19 protein-coding genes, 1 pseudogene and 1 riboswitch are annotated in these 20,026 nt (G+C 72.8%); of the genes and pseudogenes, 15 read left to right on the top strand and 5 right to left on the bottom strand.

Annotated elements, in window-relative coordinates; all coding sequences use genetic code 11:
* The first annotated feature begins 25 nt into the window (after nucleotides 1-25).
* From AC0QR5_RS12090 to AC0QR5_RS12035, 12 genes are all read left to right on the top strand, one after another.
* Entirely contained in the window at nucleotides 26-997 is a 972-nt protein-coding gene (locus AC0QR5_RS12090) for an ABC transporter ATP-binding protein (RefSeq protein ID WP_329862013.1), read from the top strand.
* Nucleotides 994-1,860 (top strand): ABC transporter permease, encoded by an 867-nt coding sequence (locus AC0QR5_RS12085; RefSeq protein WP_329862014.1) that lies wholly within the window; start codon nucleotides 994-996, stop codon nucleotides 1,858-1,860. The genes AC0QR5_RS12090 and AC0QR5_RS12085 overlap by 4 nt, the downstream gene beginning before the upstream one ends.
* A gap of 169 nt (nucleotides 1,861-2,029) precedes the next feature.
* Nucleotides 2,030-3,352: a sensor histidine kinase gene (locus AC0QR5_RS12080; protein ID WP_329861305.1), complete on the top strand. Its 1,323-nt coding sequence runs from the start codon at nucleotides 2,030-2,032 to the stop codon at nucleotides 3,350-3,352.
* Nucleotides 3,353-3,428: 76 nt separating this feature from the next.
* Nucleotides 3,429-4,100, top strand: a complete 672-nt coding sequence (locus tag AC0QR5_RS12075) for a response regulator (RefSeq protein ID WP_475372529.1) — start codon at nucleotides 3,429-3,431, stop codon at nucleotides 4,098-4,100.
* 9 nt (nucleotides 4,101-4,109) lie between these two features.
* Nucleotides 4,110-4,274, top strand: coding sequence for a hypothetical protein (locus AC0QR5_RS12070; protein WP_329861304.1), 165 nt, complete (start codon nucleotides 4,110-4,112; stop codon nucleotides 4,272-4,274).
* Between the two features lie 62 nt (nucleotides 4,275-4,336).
* Complete coding sequence (locus AC0QR5_RS12065) at nucleotides 4,337-5,635, top strand: M18 family aminopeptidase (protein WP_329861302.1); 1,299 nt, start codon at nucleotides 4,337-4,339, stop codon at nucleotides 5,633-5,635.
* Nucleotides 5,636-5,701: 66 nt separating this feature from the next.
* Nucleotides 5,702-6,265 (top strand): GNAT family N-acetyltransferase, encoded by a 564-nt coding sequence (locus tag AC0QR5_RS12060; protein WP_329861300.1) that lies wholly within the window; start codon nucleotides 5,702-5,704, stop codon nucleotides 6,263-6,265.
* A gap of 194 nt (nucleotides 6,266-6,459) precedes the next feature.
* Nucleotides 6,460-6,765, top strand: coding sequence for a 30S ribosomal protein S6 (gene rpsF, locus AC0QR5_RS12055; RefSeq protein WP_329861299.1), 306 nt, complete (start codon nucleotides 6,460-6,462; stop codon nucleotides 6,763-6,765).
* A gap of 41 nt (nucleotides 6,766-6,806) precedes the next feature.
* Entirely contained in the window at nucleotides 6,807-7,391 is a 585-nt protein-coding gene (locus AC0QR5_RS12050; protein ID WP_329861298.1) for a single-stranded DNA-binding protein, read from the top strand.
* Nucleotides 7,392-7,458: 67 nt separating this feature from the next.
* Complete coding sequence (rpsR, locus tag AC0QR5_RS12045; protein ID WP_007269381.1) at nucleotides 7,459-7,698, top strand: 30S ribosomal protein S18; 240 nt, start codon at nucleotides 7,459-7,461, stop codon at nucleotides 7,696-7,698.
* 17 nt (nucleotides 7,699-7,715) lie between these two features.
* A complete protein-coding gene (rplI, locus tag AC0QR5_RS12040) occupies nucleotides 7,716-8,174 on the top strand; it encodes a 50S ribosomal protein L9 (RefSeq protein WP_329861290.1) in 459 nt (152 codons plus the stop codon).
* 143 nt (nucleotides 8,175-8,317) lie between these two features.
* A riboswitch (SAM riboswitch) is annotated at nucleotides 8,318-8,434 on the top strand.
* Between the two features lie 56 nt (nucleotides 8,435-8,490).
* Entirely contained in the window at nucleotides 8,491-8,997 is a 507-nt protein-coding gene (locus tag AC0QR5_RS12035) for a flavin reductase family protein (protein ID WP_329861289.1), read from the top strand.
* Nucleotides 8,998-9,046: 49 nt separating this feature from the next.
* Here the strand turns inward: AC0QR5_RS12035 and AC0QR5_RS12030 are convergent, their stop codons facing one another.
* A complete protein-coding gene (locus tag AC0QR5_RS12030) occupies nucleotides 9,047-9,556 on the bottom strand; it encodes a hypothetical protein (protein WP_329861288.1) in 510 nt (169 codons plus the stop codon).
* Nucleotides 9,557-10,100: 544 nt separating this feature from the next.
* Here AC0QR5_RS12030 and dnaB point away from each other — a divergent pair.
* Both dnaB and AC0QR5_RS12020 read left to right on the top strand, forming a co-directional pair.
* Nucleotides 10,101-11,474: a replicative DNA helicase gene (gene dnaB / locus AC0QR5_RS12025; protein WP_329861287.1), complete on the top strand. Its 1,374-nt coding sequence runs from the start codon at nucleotides 10,101-10,103 to the stop codon at nucleotides 11,472-11,474.
* A 37-nt stretch (nucleotides 11,475-11,511) separates the two neighbouring features.
* Entirely contained in the window at nucleotides 11,512-12,951 is a 1,440-nt protein-coding gene (locus AC0QR5_RS12020; protein WP_329861286.1) for an MFS transporter, read from the top strand.
* Nucleotides 12,952-12,994: 43 nt separating this feature from the next.
* On the opposite strand, the gene AC0QR5_RS12015 is transcribed toward AC0QR5_RS12020, so the two are convergent.
* Nucleotides 12,995-13,510 (bottom strand): GyrI-like domain-containing protein, encoded by a 516-nt coding sequence (locus AC0QR5_RS12015; RefSeq protein WP_329861285.1) that lies wholly within the window; start codon nucleotides 13,508-13,510, stop codon nucleotides 12,995-12,997.
* Nucleotides 13,511-13,662: 152 nt separating this feature from the next.
* On the opposite strand from AC0QR5_RS12015, the gene AC0QR5_RS12010 reads away from it, so the two are divergent.
* Nucleotides 13,663-16,662: an aminotransferase gene (locus tag AC0QR5_RS12010; protein WP_329861284.1), complete on the top strand. Its 3,000-nt coding sequence runs from the start codon at nucleotides 13,663-13,665 to the stop codon at nucleotides 16,660-16,662.
* Nucleotides 16,663-16,985: 323 nt separating this feature from the next.
* Here the strand turns inward: AC0QR5_RS12010 and AC0QR5_RS12005 are convergent, their stop codons facing one another.
* The 3 genes and pseudogenes from AC0QR5_RS12005 to kynU all read right to left on the bottom strand — a co-directional run bounded on the left by AC0QR5_RS12005 (nucleotide 16,986) and on the right by kynU (nucleotide 19,979).
* Nucleotides 16,986-17,717, bottom strand: coding sequence for a GNAT family N-acetyltransferase (locus tag AC0QR5_RS12005; RefSeq protein WP_475372528.1), 732 nt, complete (start codon nucleotides 17,715-17,717; stop codon nucleotides 16,986-16,988).
* Nucleotides 17,706-18,668, bottom strand: a pseudogene (locus AC0QR5_RS12000) (pirin family protein); the annotation flags it as partial. The gene AC0QR5_RS12005 and the pseudogene AC0QR5_RS12000, both read right to left, overlap by 12 nt.
* Nucleotides 18,669-18,689: 21 nt before the next feature.
* Nucleotides 18,690-19,979 carry a kynureninase gene (kynU, locus tag AC0QR5_RS11995; RefSeq protein WP_329861282.1) on the bottom strand — a complete coding sequence of 430 codons (1,290 nt, stop codon included), beginning with the start codon at nucleotides 19,977-19,979 and terminating at the stop codon, nucleotides 18,690-18,692.
* Nucleotides 19,980-20,026 lie beyond the last annotated feature (47 nt).

Here is a 20,026-nt window from a genome sequence, read left to right as displayed (position 1 = left end):
CGGGGCGGTGCGTAGCGTGGAAGCCATGATCCAGGCAGACTCTCTGGCCAAGAACTACGGCCGCAAGCGCGCTGTGGACGGCATCTCGTTCACCGTCCAACCCGGCAAGGTCACGGGCTTCCTCGGCCCCAACGGCGCCGGCAAGTCCACGACCATGCGGATGATCGTGGGCCTCGACCGCCCCACCTCCGGACACGTCACCGTCAACGGCGGGGACTTCACCCGCCACAAGGATCCGCTGCGCCAGGCCGGGGCCCTCCTCGAGGCCAAGGCCGTCCACAAGTCGCGCAGCGCCCGCAACCACCTCAGGATGCTCGCGGCGACGCACGGGATCCCCCACGGCCGCGTCGACGACGTCATCGCGCTCACGGGCCTCGACGGCGTCGCCCGCAAGCGCGTCGGCGGCTTCTCGCTCGGCATGGGGCAGCGGCTCGGCATCGCCGCGGCCCTGCTCGGCGACCCGCAGACCCTCATCCTCGACGAGCCCGTCAACGGGCTCGACCCCGAGGGCGTGCTGTGGGTGCGCAACCTCGCCCGCGGCCTCGCCGCGGAGGGTCGCACCGTGTTCCTCTCCTCCCACCTCATGAGCGAGATGGCGCAGACCGCCGACCACCTGATCGTCATCGGCCGCGGACGCATCCTCGCGGACGCGCCCATCACCGAGATCATCTCGGCCTCCGGCCGGGCCCGGACCCGGGTCAAGACGCCCGACCCGCAGGACCTCATGCGGATCCTGGCGGCCGACGGCGTGACGCTCACGCCCACGGGGCCGGATGAGCTCGAGGTCGTCGGCGTCCCCGCCCGGGCGATCGCCGAACGCGCCTTCGACCACCGCGTCCTGGTCTACGAGCTCACGCCGCTCGAGGCCTCCCTCGAGGAGGCGTACATGGAACTGACCAAGGACGAGGTGGAGTACCACTCCGGCGGCATGGCGGGCCCCGGGCCCGTCCAGACCGCACCCCACGCCGCCGAACTGGAAGGACAGGCCCAGCGATGAGCACCCTCACCCACGCAGCCCCCGGGGCCGGGCCCCGCCACGCGCCGAACGGCAAGGACCTCACCTTCGCGCGCATCCTGCGCTCCGAGTGGATCAAGTTCACGACCCTTTCCTCCACGTACGTCCTGCTGGCCTGCACCGTCGCCGTCATCGTCGGCATCGCCCTGATCTCCACCTGGAGCTTCGGCTGGGTCCTGGAGCAGGCCGCGGCCGACCCGCAGATGGCGGGGGCCGTGGAATCCGATCCGGACTTCGCCACGCTCGGCGCCACGCTGCTGTCCGGCGGCATCTCGTTCGCCCAGCTCATCATCGGCTCGCTCGCCGTGATGATGATGAGCTCGGAGTTCGCCACCGGCACCGCCCGCGCGACCTTCACGGCCGCGCCGCGCCGGCTCAACGTCCTCGGGGCCAAGGCGCTCATCGCCGCCGTGACGGCGTTCGCGACGACCGTCGTGGCGATGCTCGCGGCCTACGTCGCCGTCCAGCCCCTCGCGGACCGCTACGGGATCGAGTTCGACCCGGCGGGCGAGGCGTTCCAGCGCCAGCTCTGGATCGGCGCCGCGTTCGTCGTCGCCATCGCACTGATCGGCCTCGCGCTCGGGACCCTGCTGCGCAACTCGGCCGGAGCGATCGTGACGCTGGCCGGACTCGTGTTCGTCCTGCCGATGATCCTGATGGCGTTCTCGGCCGACCTCATCGTCACGATCCGGCAGTACCTGCCGGACGCGGCCTACGGGAACCTCATCGCCTCCGAATCGTTCCCGGACGCCCCCGAGCAGTGGGTCTCGGCCCTCGTGCTCGCGGCCTGGGCCATCGTCCCCCTCGTGGTCTCGGCCCTCGTGCTGCGCCGCCGCGACGTCTGACGCCAGCCCCGCCGGACCCCCGGGTCCGGCCCCACAGACCGCGCCCACCGGTCCGGAACGAACGGCCGGACCGGTGGGCGCCACCGTCCCCGGCGGGACCCCTGGGAGCGGGTCCCGCCGGGGACGGTCCGCCCGTTCCATGCCCCGCGAGGAAAGCTAAGCTCTAGACATGACCGCCGCCGCGCCCTGGGAGGGACCGGGAACGCCCGATCCCACCTTCGCCGAGCTCGCCGACCGGCGCCGCGGCCCCGTGCTCCGCTTCATCCGGCAGCGGCCGGGCGTGGTCGACCTCCTCGTGGTCGCCGGCTACCTCCTCGTCTCCGCGTTCTCCGCCGCAGGGGCCCTGGACCGCGGGACCTGGGTCCCTGCGGCGGCCGTCGCGGGCATCGCCGTCGCGCTCGCCGTCCGGCGGCGCTGGACCTTCGCCGTCCTGGCCGCCGTGATGGTCCTCGAGGCCGCCATCATGATCGCGGACCCCCTCTTCGGGGCCGGCAGCATCGGCTTGTGGATCGCCCTCTACACCGCAGCGACGAAGTATGCCTCGAAGCGCATGTTCATCATGGCCGTGCTCGTCAGCGCCGTCGAGATCCTGCTGCTCATGCTCTGGGTCGTTCCGGCGCTCGACGCCGCCGAGGACATCACGGCGTTCCTGGGCCCCGGAGACCCCCGCCCGTCCGACGTCGTCTGGCTCATCGCCGCGTTCGTCCTCGTCTTCAACTCGGCCGCCGTCGGCATCGGGGCCGCCGTGCGCAGCAACCGCCTCCACGACGCCGAACTGACCAACTGGGGGCTGCGCGTGCGGACCCTGGCCCAGGCCGGGGAACGGAACCGGATCGCGCGGGAGATGCACGACGTCGTCGCCCACTCCCTCTCGGTGATGATCGCGCTCTCCGACGGCGCCGCCGTCGTCCTCAAGCGCGACCCCGACCGGGCCGCGGAGGTGCTGCGCGAGCTCTCCTCCACCGGACGCGGCGCGCTCGCCGACATGCGCCGCGTCATCGGCGTGCTGCGCGACGGTTCCAACGCCCCGCTCGCCCCGCAGCCGGCGTCGTCCTCCCTCAAGGAGATGCTCGACGGCTTCCGCGTCGCCGGGGTCCCGCTGCGCTTCAGCCACGAGGGACCCGCCCTCCCCACCGACGCCGCCTTCCAGCTCACCGTGTACCGGATCGTCCAGGAGTCGCTGACCAACGTCCTGCGCTACGGCCGCGGCGTCACCCGCGTCACGGTCGAGCTCTCGCGCGACGGGGACACCGTGCGGATTAAGGTCGCCGACAACGGGCAGCTCGCCGGGACGCCTCGCGAACCGGTCGGCAGCGGCCAGGGGCTCAAGGGCATCGCCGAACGCACCGCCATCTACGACGGGTCCGTCTACGCCGGGCCCGGACCGCAGGGGGGCTGGGTGGTCCATGCCATCCTCACCGCCCCCCGCGGTCCCGAACCAACCACCGGCCCCCAGGGAGAAGACAGTGACGAACCAGCAGACGCCCGCTGACCGCGCGGCGGAGCCCGAGCGCGGCCCCGACGCCCCCATCGGCATCCTCCTCGTCGACGACCAGCCGCTCCTGCGCATGGGCTTCCGGCTGATCCTCGAGGGCGAGGAGGACCTGCACATCGTCGGCGAGGCCTCCGACGGCCAGGAGGGCGTGGAGCGTGCCGAGGAGCTGCGCCCCGACGTCGTCCTCATGGACGTGCGGATGCCGCGCATGGACGGGATCGAGGCCACGCGCCGGATCGCCGCCGCGCACCCCGACGCCCGCATCATCATCCTCACCACCTTCGACCTCGACGAGTACGCCTTCGCGGGACTGCAGGCCGGGGCCAGCGCCTTCCTGCTCAAGGACGTCGCGCCGGAGGAGCTCGTCCACGCCGTGCGGCTCGTGGCCAGCGGCGATGCCGTCGTCGCGCCCCGCGTCACCCAGCGCCTGCTCGAGACCTACGTCCGCAGCGCGGGGACGGCCGGGCGCGGCACCACGGGGGCGGCCCACGCGACGACGCCCCACGCGCCGGAGCGCGACCCGCTCCTCGAGGACCTCACGCCGCGCGAGCTCGAGGTGCTCGGCGCGATCTCCGAGGGGCTCTCCAACGCGGAGATCGCCCACCGCTTCTTCCTCTCCGAGGCCACCGTGAAGACCCACGTGCGCCGGATCCTCACCAAGCTCCACCTGCGCGACCGCGTCCAGGCCGTCGTCTACGCGTACGAGACCGGGCTCGTGGTCCCCAGCCAGGGACTGGACTACTAGGCGGTCCGCGTGAACATCGAGTTCCTCCGCAGCCCCTGGTTCATGCTCGCCGTCGTCTTCCTCGCCGGCGGCGCGTTCATGGCCTCCGTCCTGGGCTGGGGCATCGCCGGCTGGGGCAGCATCCTGCTGGGGCTGGGCCTCGTGGTGTTCGCCCGCTACCGGCAGGGCGTCTAGATCCCGGTAGCATCGAGACAGCCGAGCAGAGACCCAGACCACAGATCGGACCGAAGCAGAGCATGGCCAGCACCAGCACCGCCTCCCAGGACGCCCTCGATCACGCCGCCGACCTCGGCGCGTTCGTCGCGGCCTCGCCCTCCAGCCACCACGCGGCCGCCGAGGCCGCCTGCCGCCTCGACGCCGCCGGATTCACGGGCCTCGACGAGGCCGCGGACTGGCCCGCCGGCCCGGGCGCCTACTACGTGCTCCGCGACGGCGCAGTCATCGCCTGGACGGTCCCGGAATCGGCCGGCCCCACGACCGGGTTCCACCTCGTGGGATCCCACACCGACTCGCCGTCGTTCAAGCTCAAGCCCCGGCCGACGACGGGGGCGCACGGCTGGCTCCAGGCCGGCGTCGAGGTCTACGGCGGGCCGCTGATGAACTCGTGGCTCGACCGCGAGCTCGAGCTCGCCGGACGGCTCGCCCTGCGCGACGGCGGCACCGTCCTGGCCCGCACGGGCCCCCTCCTGCGCTTCCCGCAGCTCGCCATCCACCTGGACCGCAACGTCAACGAGTCCCTCGCCCTCGACAAGCAGCGCCACATGAACCCCGTGTGGGGCCTCGGCGATGCGGCCGGCGCCGACCTGCTTGGCCTGCTGGCCGGGGCCGCGGGCGTGGATCCCGCCGACGTCGGGGGCTACGACGTCGTCGCGGCCGACACCCAGGAGCCCCGCGTCTTCGGGCAGTCGGACGCGTTCTTCGCGAGCGGCCGGCTCGACAACCTCTCCTCCGTCCACGCCTCGCTGGCGGCGCTCGCCGCCCACGCGGCCGACGGGGCGCCCGGTGAACGGATCGCGCTCCTCGCCGCGTTCGACCACGAGGAGGTCGGCTCCGCGACGCGTTCCGGTGCGGCCGGCCCGTTCCTGCAGGAAGTGCTCGAGCGGATCTCCGCGGGACTCGGGGCCGACGACGCGCAGCGGTACCGGGCGTACGCGGACTCCGTGTGCGTCTCGGCCGATGCGGGCCACGCCGTGCACCCGAACTACGCCGAGCGGCACGATCCGGCGAACCACCCGGTCCTCAACGGCGGCCCGCTCCTGAAGATCAACGCGAACCAGCGCTACGCGACCGACGCCGTCGGGGCCGCCCTCTGGGCCCGGCTCTGCGACGACGCCGGGGTCCCCTACCAGGAGTTCGTCTCCAACAACGTCATCCCGTGCGGCTCCACGATCGGGCCGCTCACGGCGACGCGCCTCGGGATCCGCACCGTCGACGTCGGCATTCCGTTGTTGTCCATGCACTCCGCGCGCGAGCTGTGCGGCGTCGAGGACCCGCTGCGCCTGTCCCGGGTCTGCCGGGCCTTCTTCGCGGCGTAGCGGCGCGGCGGACGGGAAGGGACGGCGGATGGTGGACGGGCAGGGACGGCGTTCGCGCACAAGCCCGTGCTCGACGGCGGGCCCGTGCTGCTGCGTCCGTTCACGGACGAGGACATCGAGGCCATGGGCCCCGTGCTCGCCGACCCCGAGGTGCTGCGGCTGACCGGATCCGTGCACGATTCCGCGGCGGCCGCGGCGGCCTCGCCCCGGATCGACGAGGCGACGGCCGCCTGCTACCGCGGCCGCGCCGCGCAGCCCGACCGGCTCGACCTCGCCGTCGTCGACGCGGAGGGCGGGGGCTGCGTGGGGGAGATCGTGCTCAACGAGTGGGAGCCGGCCAACCAGTCCTGCAACCTGCGCATGCTCATCGGGCCGGGCGGGCGGGACCGCGGCCTGGGCACCGCGGCGCTGCGCACGCTGCTCGGCTACGCCTTCACCGAGACGGAGCTGTTCCGGATCGGCCTCGAGGTCTACGCCTTCAACCCGCGGGCGCAGCGCGTCTACGAGAAGGCCGGGTTCGAGGTCGAGGGCCTCCGCCGGGCGGCCCTCGTCTACGACGGGCAGCGGATCGACGCCGTCTGCATGGGACTGCTGCTGCCGGACTGGATGGCGGGCGGGGGAGCCGCGTAGGGCGCCCTGCGGAAGGCCCCTCACAGGCGTCCCGCGGCGGCGCCCGGGCGTTTAGGGTGGATCGGGAGGCATCCGGTAGGATGGTTCAGGCTGTTTGTGCCGTGCCCGGTTCGCGGGCCGGCGGGACAGCCAACGCAAAGAACCTCCTGTTACGGAAAGACCGTGACCGTTTAGCCCAAAGGAGGTGGGTTCACATGCGTGCTTACGAGCTGATGGTACTGATCGACCCCGAGGTCGACGAGCGTACCGTGGAGCCGACCCTCGGCAAGTTCCTGGACGTCGTCCGCAACGATGGCGGGACCATCGACAACGTCGACATCTGGGGCCGCCGTCGTCTGGCCTACGAGATCAAGAAGAAGACCGAGGCGATCTACGCCGTGGTCAACTTCACCGCCACCCCGGCCACTTCCGCCGAGCTTGACCGCCAGCTGTCTCTCACCGAGACGATCCTGCGCACCAAGATCATCCGCCCGGAAGACCAGAAGGTCTCCGCAGAGTAGTCTGCGCGGAACCGCAGTAGAAACCGACCAGAGGAGGCACCATGGCAGGCGAGACCGTCATCACGGTCATCGGTAATCTCACCGGCGACCCGGAACTTCGTTTCACCCCGTCGGGGTCCGCAGTGGCGAACTTCACCATTGCCTCGACCCCCCGGACCTTCGACCGCCAGAGCAACGAGTGGAAGGACGGCGAAACGCTGTTCCTCCGCGCGTCGGTGTGGCGCGAGGCTGCCGAGAATGTCGCCGAGACGCTGACCAAGGGCATGCGCGTCATCGCCCAGGGCCGGCTGAAGTCGCGTTCCTACGAAACCAAGGAAGGCGAAAAGCGCACCGTGATCGAGCTTGAGGTCGACGAGATCGGCCCCTCGCTGCGGTACGCCTCCGCGACCGTCAAGCGCGTCCAGCGCGGTGGCGGCGGTGGCGGCGGCGGGTTCGACGGAGGAAACTCCGGCGGATTCGGCGGCGGCAACGCGGGAGGCTTCGGCGGCGGCAACGCCGGCGCGGGCTCCGGCGCGTCTTCCGGCGGCTGGAACAACGCCCCGGCCGAGGACCCCTGGTCCTCTCCCTCGACCGCCGGCAGCGGCGGCTGGGGCAGCAACCCGGGCAACGACGAACCGCCCTTCTAAACACCTAGATATATCCACCATCCCGCAGAACAGTTCTGCGGGCTCCACCTGATAAAGGAGCTCCACGATGGCTAAGGCTGAACTCCGTAAGCCCAAACCAAAGTCCAATCCCTTGAAGGCCGCTGACATCACCGTCATCGACTACAAGGACGTCGCCTTGCTGCGCAAGTTCATCTCCGACCGCGGAAAGATCCGTGCCCGTCGCGTGACCGGCGTCTCCGTCCAGGAGCAGCGCAAGATCGCCCAGGCCATCAAGAACGCGCGCGAGGTTGCCCTGCTGCCTTACTCCGGCGCTGGCCGCGGCTAGGGAAGGGGAAACACACCATGGCAAAGCTCATTCTGACCCACGAAGTGACGGGTCTTGGCACCGCTGGCGACATCGTCGAGGTGAAGAACGGTTACGCCCGTAACTACCTTCTCCCCCGCGGCTTCGCCATCACCTGGACCAAGGGCGGCGAGAAGCAGGTCGAGTCGATCAAGGCCGCCCGCGCCGCGCGCGCCGTTGCCTCCCTCGAGGATGCGCAGCAGCTCGCCGCGTCGCTGACCGGCAAGCCGGTCAAGCTGACCGTCAAGGCCGGCGAGTCCGGACGCCTGTTCGGCACCGTCAAGGCCGAGGACGTCGCGAAGGCCGTCGAGTCGGCCGGCCTCGGATCCATCGACAAGCGCAAGGTCGAGCTGCCGGAGCACATCAAGTCGCTCGGCAACTACCAGGCCACCGTGCGCCTGCACGAGGACGTCTCCGCCACGATCGACCTGCAGGTCGTCCCGGCGAAGAAGAAGTAGCATCCCGGTCCCGGAGCCTCTCCGGAGCCCGTGAAGGACCTCCGTCCCTGGTGGACGGGGGTCCTTCCGCGTTCGGGCCCTCCTTGCGAAATGTTGCGCCGACCTTTGACCCGCCCGTCCGGGTGTGCCTAGCGTTGGTGGTGAATCAAGAGTGTCGACATCCAAGCCCTGGCTCGTCGGCCGGCAACCCTCTCACGGTAGTGGGGTGCTCCAGGTGATGATTCGGCCGGCCGGATGCCCCGGTGCGGCAAGTACCGCGCATCGACGGTGCACCCTGAGGGTGCGCGCCCCGGTGTGCCGCACACCGGAGGAAGCCATGTCCCTGTCCCAGGACCTCAGCCCCAATACCCTGCGCAACGCCTTTGCCCAGCACCCGTCCGGGATCGCCGCGCTGTGCGCGATCGTCGACGACCAGCCGCAGGGGATCGTCGCCTCGTCCTTCACCGTCGGCGTCTCGCTCGAGCCCCCGCTCGTCCTGTTCTCCGCCCAGAACAGCTCCCGCACGTGGCCGAAGCTGCGCGACTCGGCCCGCATCGGCGTCTCGATCCTCGGCGAGGGGCACGACGGCGTCTGCAAGCAGATCGCCTCGAAGTCGGGGGACCGCTTCGCCGGGCTCCGGCTCGACTCCACGGACGAGGGCGCCCTCTTCCTCCACGACGCCTCGCTGTGGCTTGACTGCAGCATCGAGCAGGAGATCCCGGCCGGGGACCACACCGTCGTCCTGCTGCGCGTCCACGGCCACGCCACGCACGACGGGGCGAACGCGCCGCTCGTCTTCCACGGCTCGGCGTTCCGCCGCCTCCACTCCGAGACGTTCGTCTAGGACGAGGTTCGTCGAGGAACCCGTCGGGGAAGCGGTTCCCGGTCCGGCGCTACTTCCCCGCGAGCGAGTCGATGAACTGCTTGGCTTCGGTCAGCGAGATCCCCGTGTCCTGGCGGACCTTCTTGATCGCGGCGATGTGCTGGCCCCGCCGCACGAGTTCGAGGACCGCCTGGTAGTCGGCGTTGGAGGCGCTCGGGGCCGCCGTCGGATCGACCGCCGTGCGCCGCCCGAAAGCCGTCGGGTCGCTCGGAGCCGCCTCGGCCGAGGTCCGCGAGGCGCTGATGCCGGGTCCGCGCGTGGTGGGCACCTCCGGCCGGCCGCTGCGCTCCCGTGCCGCGCGCTGGGCGGCGAGCGTGCGCTCGGTCGTGGCCCGGCGGAGCTCGTCGGCCTTGCGTGCGTCGTCGAGCTGGTGTTGCGCGGCCTCCGCATTGAGCCGCTGGATGTAGACGTCGGCCTCGTTGAGCTCGTTGCGGGGCCGCGTGACGAACACCCAGCGGATGAGGGCGGCTGCGCCGACGATCAGCGCCGTCCAGATGAGGATCGTGGCCATCAGTTCCATGTCGGGGCTCCCAGCGTCGTTGATTCCCGCCCGGGACGGGGCCCACGGGCTTCGGGATCGGCCATGCCCCAGTATCCCAGCGCCGGGACGCCCGGAACAACCACACGCCCGGCCGTTCGTGCACAGATCCCGGGCGTGTCTGTGGATACCGGCCGGTCACCTGTGGAGAACGCCGTTCCAGCGGAGGGTTTTCCCCAACGAAACCTGCAAGTGGCACCTGAATGTTGATGACAAACTTTCTTCCACCAACAGCTAGCAGAGGATGTTTTACCTAGTCAGAGCCGGATTGATTCTGAAATTGGCATTTCATCCACAGCTTCCTCCCCAAGCTGTGCACATAACGGGCCCCTCTTCCCACAGCTTCTCCACATGGGCTGTGGATAACTGTCTTGGGAACGGGCGGGAGAGGGGCTAGGGTGACAGCACTCCACCACTATCCACAGCCGTCCATGCCGCTCCCTGCGCGCGGCGGCGGCTGGGATACTGGGGAGGGCATCATGGGCCCGCCGCCGGCGGCCCCGGGGCAGCGGGCGAAAGGAACGGCGTGTCACTGGCGCAGACCGAACAGGGCGGATCGAGGGACGCCGACCTCGCGCGCACCCCGCCGCAGGACCTCGTCGCCGAACAGAGCGTGCTCGGCGGGATGATGCTCTCCAAGGACGCCATCGCCGACTGCGTGGAGGTGCTCCGCGGGATCGACTTCTACCGCCCGGCCCACGAGTCGATCTTCGAGGCCATCATCGACCTCTACGGCCGCGGCGAGCCCGCCGACGCGGTCACCGTCTCGGACCTGCTCACCAAGCGCGGCGAGATCTCCCGCATCGGCGGCCCCGCCTACCTGCACACCCTCATCCAGTCCGTGCCCACGGCGGCCAACGCGGGCTTCTACGCGGAGATCGTCCGCGAGCGCGCCGTCCTGCGGCGCCTCGTCGACGCCGGCACCAAGATCGTCCAGATGGGCTATTCCCACGACGGCGAGGTCGACGAGATCGTCAACCAGGCGCAAGCGGAGATCTACGCCGTCGCCGAGCGCCGCACGGCCGAGGACTACGTGCCGCTGCGGGACGTCATGGAGAGCACGGTGGACGAGATCGAGTCCGCCGGCAGCCGCGGGGAGGGCATGACGGGCGTCCCCACGGGGCTCTACGAGCTCGACGAGCTCACGCAGGGCCTGCACGGCGGCCAGATGATCGTCGTCGCCGCGCGCCCCGCCGTCGGAAAGTCGGTGTTCTCGCTCGACATCGCCCGTTCGGCGGCCATCAAGAACAACCTCACGACCGTCGTCTTCTCCCTCGAGATGGGCCGCAACGAGATCGCGATGCGCCTGCTCTCGGCGGAGGCGAGCATCGGGCTGCAGGACCTGCGCAAGGGCACCATCAAGGACGAGCAGTGGGGCAAGATCGCCACCACGATGGGCCGGCTCAACGAGGCGCCGCTCTTCATCGACGACTCGCCGAACATGTCGCTCATGGAGATCCGCGCCAAGTGCCGCCGGCTCAAGCAGCGCCACGACCTCAAGCTCGTGGTGCTCGACTACCTCCAGCTCATGAGCTCCGGCAAGCGCGTCGAGTCCCGCCAGCAGGAGGTCTCCGAGTTCTCGCGTGCGCTCAAGCTCCTCGCCAAGGAGCTCGACGTGCCGGTCGTCGCCCTGTCCCAGCTCAACCGTGGTTCGGAGCAGCGCACGGACAAGCGCCCCATGGTCTCCGACCTGCGCGAGTCGGGCTCGATCGAGCAGGACGCCGACATGGTGATCCTGCTGCACCGCGAGGACGTCTACGACAAGGAGTCCCCGCGGGCCGGCGAGGCGGACATCATCGTGGCCAAGAACCGCAACGGCCCCACCAAGACCATCGTCGTCGCGTTCCAGGGGCACTACCAGCGCTTCAACAACATGGCGAGCGAGGGCGGCGGCTTCTAGTTCGGCACCCGCGTCCGGGCGGCGCTAGAGTCGGCGCATGGACACGCCGCATTCCGGCCCGCCCCGGAGCGGCATCCTGGCCCCGGGCCTCGCCGCCACGACGGTCGGTTCGTTCGTCCTGGTCTTCCTGGCCGCGTTCGAGTCGCTCGCCGTCACCACGATCATGCCCGTCGTCAGCGCGGAGCTCGGCGGGGCGCAGCTCTACGCCCTGGCCTTCGCCGGACCCCTGGCCGCAGGGGTCGTGGGCATGGTCGCCGCGGGTGCGTGGGCCGACCGCACCGGACCCACTGGACCGCTCTACGCCGCGTCGCTCCTGTTCAGCGCCGGGCTGCTCGTGTGCGGACTCGCCCCCGGCATGGAGGTCCTCGTCGCGGGGCGCCTCCTGCAGGGGCTCGGCGGCGGGGGCATCACGGTGGCCCTGTACGTCGTGGTCGCCCGGATCTACCCGGGCGCCCTCCATCCGCAGATCTTCGCCGCCTTCGCGGCCGCCTGGGTCGTGCCCTCGATGATCGGCCCGTTCGTGGCGGGGACGACGGCGGAGACCGTCGGCTGGCGCTGGGTCTTCCTCGGCGTCGTCGTGCTCGTCGCGGCCGCCCTGCTGCTCGTGAGGCCCTCCCTCGCCGCCCTGCCGCCGCGGCCTGCCCCGGAGTCCCGACCTCTCCCCGATCCCCGGCCCGGAGAGGCCGCGCCCGGCGGGGCCAGGGCGGGCGCGACCCGCCCACGGACCCGACTGCTCTGGTCGGTGCTCGCCGCGGTGGCCGTCCTCGCCCTGGACCGCGTCGGTGCGCTCCCGTGGCCCGCGGCCCTGTGGTCGGTGGCCGCAGCGGCCGCGGCCCTCGCCGCGCTGCGCCGCCTGGTGCCGCCCGGGACGCTGACCGCGCGCCGGGGCCTGCCCACCGTCATCCTGGTCCGGGGCGCCGTCTCCGCCGGGTTCCTCGGCGCCGAGGTGTACCTTCCCTACCTCCTGATGGAGCGCTACGCGTTCCCCGCCTCGCTCGCGGGGCTCGCGCTGACGGGGGCCGCGTTGAGCTGGGCGGGGGCGTCCGCGGTCCAGGGCCGGCTGGGCGGGCGACTGGACCACACGCGCGCCGTCGCCGGCGGGGCGCTGCTCGTCCTGACGGGCATCACAGGCGTGCTCGCGACGACGCTGCTCGACTGGCCGGCCGCCGTCGCGATCGCCGCGTGGACCGTGGCGGGCGCCGGCATGGGGCTCATGTACCCGCGGCTGAGCGTCATGACGCTCGCCGCCTCGCCGCCCGGGCAGCAGGGCGCCAACAGTTCCGCGCTGTCGATCGCCGACTCGATGGGCGCGGCGCTCGCCCTCGCGCTGACGGGCATCGTGTTCGCCGCGGTACCGGCCGCGCCGTTCGCCGCGGTCTTCCTGCTCGCCACCGCCATCGTGCTCGGCGTGGCGCTGGCGGCCCCGCGCACCCGCGCCGCGGCGACGGCGGGGCCCGGCGTGGCGCCCGGCGGCTGACGGCCCGTCGGTCGCCACCGTCCTGTCGCTCTCCGAGGTGGGGTCAGCCGCTGACCGGGAGGTAGAGGTCGGTCCGCATCGTGTCCGGGTCGGCTTCCGGGCCGGGCTCCGTCACGTAGACCTCCCAGAACGGCAGCCCCGCGGCGTGCCCGGTCCGCGCCGCCCAGTCCACGAGGACCTGCCACGCCTCGCCGAGCCCGTCGTAGGAGCCCACGTGGGAGACGGTCGCGACGGCGCCCGCGGGAAGCCTGGACTGCTCGACGACGAGCCCCGACTCCGTCGTGTGCCGGCCGACGAGCGGGTGGTCGATCGCGAAGCCGACCTCGAGGTCCACCGTGGCGGCGGGCATCCTCGGATAGAGCGAGAAGGCGGGGCCGACGGGGCTGAGCTGTTCCCGGGCGAGGACCGCCCCGAGCGCCCCGAACGCCGTGTCGAAGAAGCCGCGCAGCCCGCCGGCGTCGATGCCCGCGCCCCGGACGACGGCGGTGCGCGCCTCCGCGACGTGCAGGACCACGGGCTCGAGCCGCGGTTCCCCCCAGTGTCTGCTGTGCTCTGTCATGTCCTGCTCCTCGGTGCGGGGCGGGGTGATGGTGAGCGCCACTCTACGCCGCGGCCCGGGGACGTCCAAGGGGTGCGCCAGCGGGTGGTCCCGGGCCGCCGGGCGGCAGGACATAATGGGAGCACGCCACCGCACCGCCCCCTGGAGGAACCGTGCCCGCCCCACGCCGTCTCGCCGTCGAAGAGACCGGAACCGCATCCACGCCGGGCCGCGGCCTGCGCCGCCCCGAGGCCGATCCCCGCGACGCCGAGGCGCTGGCCCACGCGCTGTTCGGCCTGGACGGGACGGCGCGGGAGCTCGGCGGCAACCAGGACCGAAACTTCCTCGTCGACGGCGCGGACGGGTCCCGCGGCGTGCTCAAGCTGGATAACACGGCCTTCTCCGCCCGGGAACTCGAGGCCCAGCTCGAGGGCATCGCCCACGTCAACGCGGCCCGCCCGGGGCTCGCGGCCGCGGCCCGGCCCGGACTCGACGGCGTCATGCTCCAGCGCGTGGAGCTGCAGGACGGCCCCACCCAGCACGTGCGCCTCTTCGAGTACGTCGAGGGCGGCACGCTCTACGCGGCCGGGCACCTCGACGACGCCGTGCTGCGCCGGCTCGGCGAGGCGGCGGCCGGCCTGGACGGCGCCCTGGCCGGCTTCGACCACCCGGGGCTGGACCGGGAGCTGGGCTGGGACCTGCGCCGCGGCCTCGAGCAGGTGCAGGCCGGCCTCGGCTCGATCGGCGACGCCCGCCGGGCCACGGCCGTGGCCACCGCTGCGGCCCGCGCACACGGGCTCATCGCCCCGCTGTCCCTGGACCTGCCGCTCCAACCCATCCACGGGGACCTCACCGACGACAACGTCGTGGACGCCCCAGGCCGAGGCCTGGCCGTGCTCGACTTCGGCGACCTGCACCGCGGCTGGCGCGTCGCCGAGCCCGCGGTGCTGTGCGCGTCGCTCCTGCGCCACCGGGCGGGCGATCCCCTCGCGGTCCTCGCCGCGGCGGAGGCCTACCACGCGCGCCTGCCCCTGTCCGAGGCCGAGGCGCGGGCGCTGTGGCCGCTCGTCGTGCTGCGGACCGCCGTGCTCGTCGCCGCGGGCTGGGAGCAGACCGCCCTCGAGCCCGGCAACGACTACGCCGCCGAGCGCATGGAGCACGAGTGGGCCGGGTTCCTCGAGGCCGTCTCGCTGCCCGTCGAGGCCGGGACCGCCGCGGTGCTCGAACGGCTCGGCTTCGCGCAGCGGGAGGAGGACGACGACGGTGCCCCCGGCCCGCTGGCACGTCTCGGCGGCGCGCACGTGCTGGACGTCGGCGTGGAGTCGCCGCTGCTCGACGCGGGCGCGTGGACCGATCCCGACGCCGAGGACCGCCTGGCCTCCGAGGCGCTGACCCGGCACCCCGTCGTCGTCCTGCCCTACGGCGCCCCGCGCCTGACCCGCACGCCCGCGCTCTCGCGCCGTCCGGCGTCGACCATCCCGCTCGGCCTTCAGCTCTACACGAACGAGCCGTTCCCGCTCACGGCGCCGTGGGACGGGCGCGCCCTGGCCTGGGACACGCACTCCGTGGAGCTGCGCGGTGCCGACGGGCGGCGCCTGCTGCTCACCGGCGTCGTCCCCGCCCGCTGGGCCGACCCCGACGGGCGGGTGCCGCGGGGCGCGCTCCTGGCCACGGCGCCGACGTCGTACCCGGGGCTCGGCGGCGCCGTCGGGATCCAGTGGACCGCGCCGGAGGCGCCCGAGGACCGCGCCGAGGTCCCCTTCCTCACCACGGGCGCGCTGGCCCCGGCCTGGCGGCGGCTGACCCGCGACCCCGCCGTGCTGCTCGGGCTGGCCCCCACGGCCGCCGAGCCGTCCGCCGCGGCCGAGCAGCGGCGCCGGGACGCCCACGCGAGTTCCGCGCAGGAGCGGTTCTTCGCCGAGCCCCCGCGGTTCGAGCGCGGCTGGCGGCACCACCTCGTGGACTCCTCGGGCCGGTCCTACCTCGACCTGGTCAACAACGTCTCGGTCCTCGGCCACGGCCACCCCGGCGTCGCCGGGGCCGCGGCGTCCCAGCTGCGCCTGCTCAACACCAACTCGCGCTTCCTCTACAAGGCGCTCGCCGACTACTCGGAGCGGCTCGTCGAGCTCGCCCCGGAGGGGTCCGGCCTGGACACCGTGCTGCTCGTCAATAGCGGTTCCGAGGCGGTGGAGCTGGCGCTCAAGCTGGCCCGCACGGCCACGGGGCGCACCGGCGTCGCGGCCCTGCGCGAGGCCTACCACGGGTGGACGCCCGGCGCCGACGCCGTGACGACGAGCGCGTTCGACAACCCGCACGCCGCCGGCACGCGCCCGGACTGGGTGGTGCTCGCCGATGCGCCGCATCCCCTGCACGGGCGGGTCCCGGGAGGGGAAACGGCGGACGACGCCGGGGCCCGGCACGCCGCGGACCTCGCCTCCCGGCTCGCCGAGCGCGAGGCGGCGGGCGCGCCCGTGGGGGCGTTCATCAGCGAGGCCGTGCTCGGCAACGCGGGCGGGGTGCTGCTGCCGAAGGGCTACCTCGCGGCCGTCTACGACGCCGTCCGGGCGCACGGGGGGCTGTGCATCGCCGACGAAGTGCAGCTCGGCTTCGGCCGGACGGGGCGGCAGTGGGCGTTCGAGCGCGAGGGAGTGGTCCCGGACATCGTCGCTCTGGCCAAGCCCATGGGCAACGGCTTCCCGCTCGGCGGCGTGCTCACGACGCGGGCGATCGCCGACTCGCTCGCCGCGGAGGGCTGGTTCTTCTCCTCCACCGGCGGCTCGCCGGCCGCGTGCCGCGTGGGCCTGGCCGTCCTCGACGCCCTGCGCGAAGAGGACCTCATCCGCAACGCCCGCCGCACGGGCAAGCGGCTGCGCGCCGCGCTGCGGAACCTGGCCGAGGCGCACCCGCTGATCGGGCACGTGCACGGCGCGGGGCTCTACCTCGGCGTGGAGCTCGTGCGCGCCGACGGGTCGCCGGCCGCCGAGGAGGCCACGTGGGTCTGCGAGCGGCTCCTCGGGCTCGGCGTCATCACGCAGCCGGGCTCGGAGCGGCGGAACGTGCTCAAGGTCAAGCCACCGCTGACGTTCGACGCCGAGGCCACGGAGTTCCTCGTCGACGCGCTGGACGCGGCGCTGGGCGAGGCGGAAGAGCGGCACGCCTCCCTCCCGCGTTAGTCCTCCCTGCCCCGTTCGCTCCCATTCCACGTTCCGCCTCCCTGCCCACTTCACGTCATCTGGGCGAGGCCACGGGGTCTACGGGGTGGTCTGGCCTGTAGAGGGTCGACTCGCCCAGATGACGTGAACTGGGTGAGGCGGGTCAGCGGGTCAGCGGGTCAGCGGGGCGGTGTCGGTGCGGGTCAGCGTGGGCTCGTGGGTTCGTGGGCTCGTAAACGCGTGGACGCGTGGACGTGGGGGCTTGGGGACTCGGGGAGGCAGGGCGGTCTGGGCGGGTGGTCGTGTGGGCCGGCCGGAGGCGTTCAGCCTGGCCCGTGGGGCCGTCAGGCGCGGGGAAGGGCCTGGAGGTGTTCCGGCGTGACCGCGTCGACGCTGTCCGCGGTCCCGGCGTGCTTGCCGAGGTAGGCCTTGATGTACGGGCAGACCGGGACGATGCGGAGCCCCTCGGCCACGGTCCCGTCCAGCGCGGCCGCGGCCAGTCGGCCGCCGAGCCCGCGCCCGCCATAGGCCTCGTCCACCGTGGTGTGGAAGAAGATCCGCTGGTCCTGGCCGAACGGGAGGTAGTGGGCCGCGCCGATGACCGCCTCGCCGTCGAGCAGCTCGTAGCGGCGCCGCTTGGCGTTGTGGCGGACGGTGATGGCGTCCCCGGCGGCGTCGTTCTTGCCCTCGTCCCGGCCGTCGTCCTGGGCTGCGGCCTCGGCGTGTTCCATGGCGTCCTCCTGGTGGTTCGTCCGGTTGTTCCGCTGTTCGGCGGGCCCGCCGCGGGGCCGCATCCGCGCGTTCGGCAGCGCTGGAGCGGGCAGTGGGTCCGGCTCGCCCGGCGGGAAAGTGCCGAACCGCAGCCCGTCCGCGGGCGGTGGGGCCCCGGCGACGTCCCCTCCGGCCTCGTCGGTCCCGGGTCCGCCCGAGCCAGCGACGTCCCCTCCGGTCCTGTCCGTCGCAGGTTGGTCCGTCCGGGGATCGTCCGGCGCCGGTACGGAGGTCCCGGCGCCCGCTCCCCCCGCCTGGGCCGCGAGGCTGCCGGCCGCCGCGCCGAGGGGTCCCTCGGCGCCGATCTCCCGCTGCCAGTCGGCGCGGTAGGCGGCGACCTCCTCGTGGCTGCGGCCCACGAAGTTCCACCACATCACGATCTGTTCGTCGAACGGCTCCCCGCCGATCAGCAGGGCGCGGACCGGCTCGGCCCCCGCGCGCAGCACCAGCCGCGCGCGGCCCGTGGGCAGGTAGGCGAGGTGGTCCCGGACCGCCGCGATGCCGCCCCGGGCGGTCGCCGCGCCCGGGGCGGTGGTTGCGCCCTGGGCTTCCTGGCCGGTGCCGACCGGCCCCGGGGCGTCGGGGGCCGGGCAGTCCAGGTAGAGGTCGCCCGCGTCCAGCAGCAGTCCGTGCTCAAAGGACGGATCGAGCTCGAGCTCCAGTTCGGCGCCGCCCTCCAGGAGGATCTCGGCGCCGAGGAGCGGGGTGTGCGTGGCGACGGGCGAGGTGCTGCCGGCGAGGGAGCCGATGAAGACGCGCAGGCTCCAGCCCGGCCCCTCGACGGCCTGGGGCGCATAGTGCTCGAACGTCGGGGCCGTGTGGCGGGCGGCCTCGGGCAGGGCGAGCCACAACTGGGCCCCGTGCAGGAGCGTCGTCGACGGGGTGGAGAACTCGGAGTGGCTGATGCCACGGCCGGCCGTCATCAGGTTCAGCTCGCCCGGGCGGACCAGGGCGTGGAAGCCCGCGGAGTCGCGGTGCTCGATCTCCCCCGTGAAGAGCCAGCTGACGGTCTGCAGACCGGTGTGCGGGTGGCGGGGGACCCGCATGCCGCCGGACGCCGCGACGTGGTCCGGGCCGTAGTGGTCCAGGAAGCACCACGCGCCGATGAGGCTGCGCCGCCGTTGCGGCAGCGTCCGGCGCACGTCCATGGCCCGCGGCCCGCCGAGCGGCACCGCACGGGGCTCGAGCAGCTCGATCTCCCCGGTGCCTCCGGCGGCGCAGAGCACCTCGTCCGGAAGGGTCTCCGCATTGCTCATGGGGCCAGCATATGCCGATCCTCAGGTCACGGCATGGCGCGTGCGGTGCTCCGGGGCGTCCCACGCCTTCGAATCCAGGACGTCGCGCAGCACCTCGACGGCGTCCCACACGTCCGCGTACCCGACATAGAGGGGCGTGATCCCGAAGCGCAGGACCTCCGGTTCGCGGTAGTCGCCGATGACGCCGCGGGCGATGACCGCGCTCATGACCGCGTAGCCCTCCGGGTGGCGGAAGCTCACGTGGCTGCCGCGGGCGGCCTGTTCCCGGGGCGTCACGAGCCGCAGCGGGTGCTCCGCGCAGCGCTCCTCGACGAGGCGGATGAACAGATCCGTCAGTGCCAGGGACTTCTCCCGGACCAGGGCCATGTCCGCCTCGAGCGCGACGTCCAGACCCGTCTCCACCAGGGCCAGGGAGGTCACCGGCTGCGTCCCGCAGAGGAAGCGGCGGATGTCCGGGGCGGCACTGTAGGAATCGGCCATCGCGAACGGGGCGGCGTGGGACCACCAGCCGGACAGCGGCTGCCAAAAGCGGTCCTGGTGGCGCGGGCTCACCCAGATGAACGCGGGGGCGCCGGGCCCGCCGTTGAGGTACTTGTAGGTACAGCCGACGGCGAAGTCGGCGCCCGCTCCGTTCAGGTCCACGGGTACGGCGCCGGCGGAGTGCGCAAGGTCCCAGATCATCAGGGCCCCCGCCGCGTGGGCCCGGGCCGTGACGCCCGCGAGGTCCCACATGGCGCCGGTGCGGTAGTTCACGTGGGAGAGGGAGACGACGGCGCTGTCCTCGTCGAGCGCTTCCCCGAGCGGGAGCGAGTCGTCGACGAGGCGGACCTCGTAGCGGGTTCCCGTGTGCTCGGCGACGGAGTTGAGGAAGTCGGCGATGCCCTCCGCGATGTAGATGTCCGTGGGGAAGTTGTCCCGCTCCGTGACGATCACGCGGCGGGCCGGCGCGTCCTGCTGCTGGATCCGGATCGCGGCGGCGAGGGCCTTGAAGAGGTTCAGGCTCGTGGTGTCGGTGACCACTGTCTCGCCCGGGGCTCCTCCGATGAGGCGGGACAGCTTGTCCCCGAGCGTGCGGGGCAGCCCGAACCATCCGGCCGTGTTCCACGAGCGGATGAGGCCGCGGCCCCATTCGGCGGTCACGACCTCCTGCGCGCGTTCCGCGGCGCCGCGGGGCAGGGCGCCCAGCGAGTTCCCGTCGAGGTAGACGACGCCGTCCGGCAGCTCGAAGCGGCCGCGGAACCCGGCCAACGGATCCGCGGCGTCGAGCGCGAGGCAGTCAGCGCGGGTGAGTGGTGCCGTGGTGGTGTCCATGCCCGGTGTCCTTCGTTGAGGTGGATTCTCCGCCCAGTCTAGAATCG

The sequence above is a fragment of the Arthrobacter sp. J156 genome, from assembly GCF_056172865.1.
Note: the sequence above shows the minus strand (reverse complement) of the source record. Positions and strands in the feature narration are given on the sequence as shown.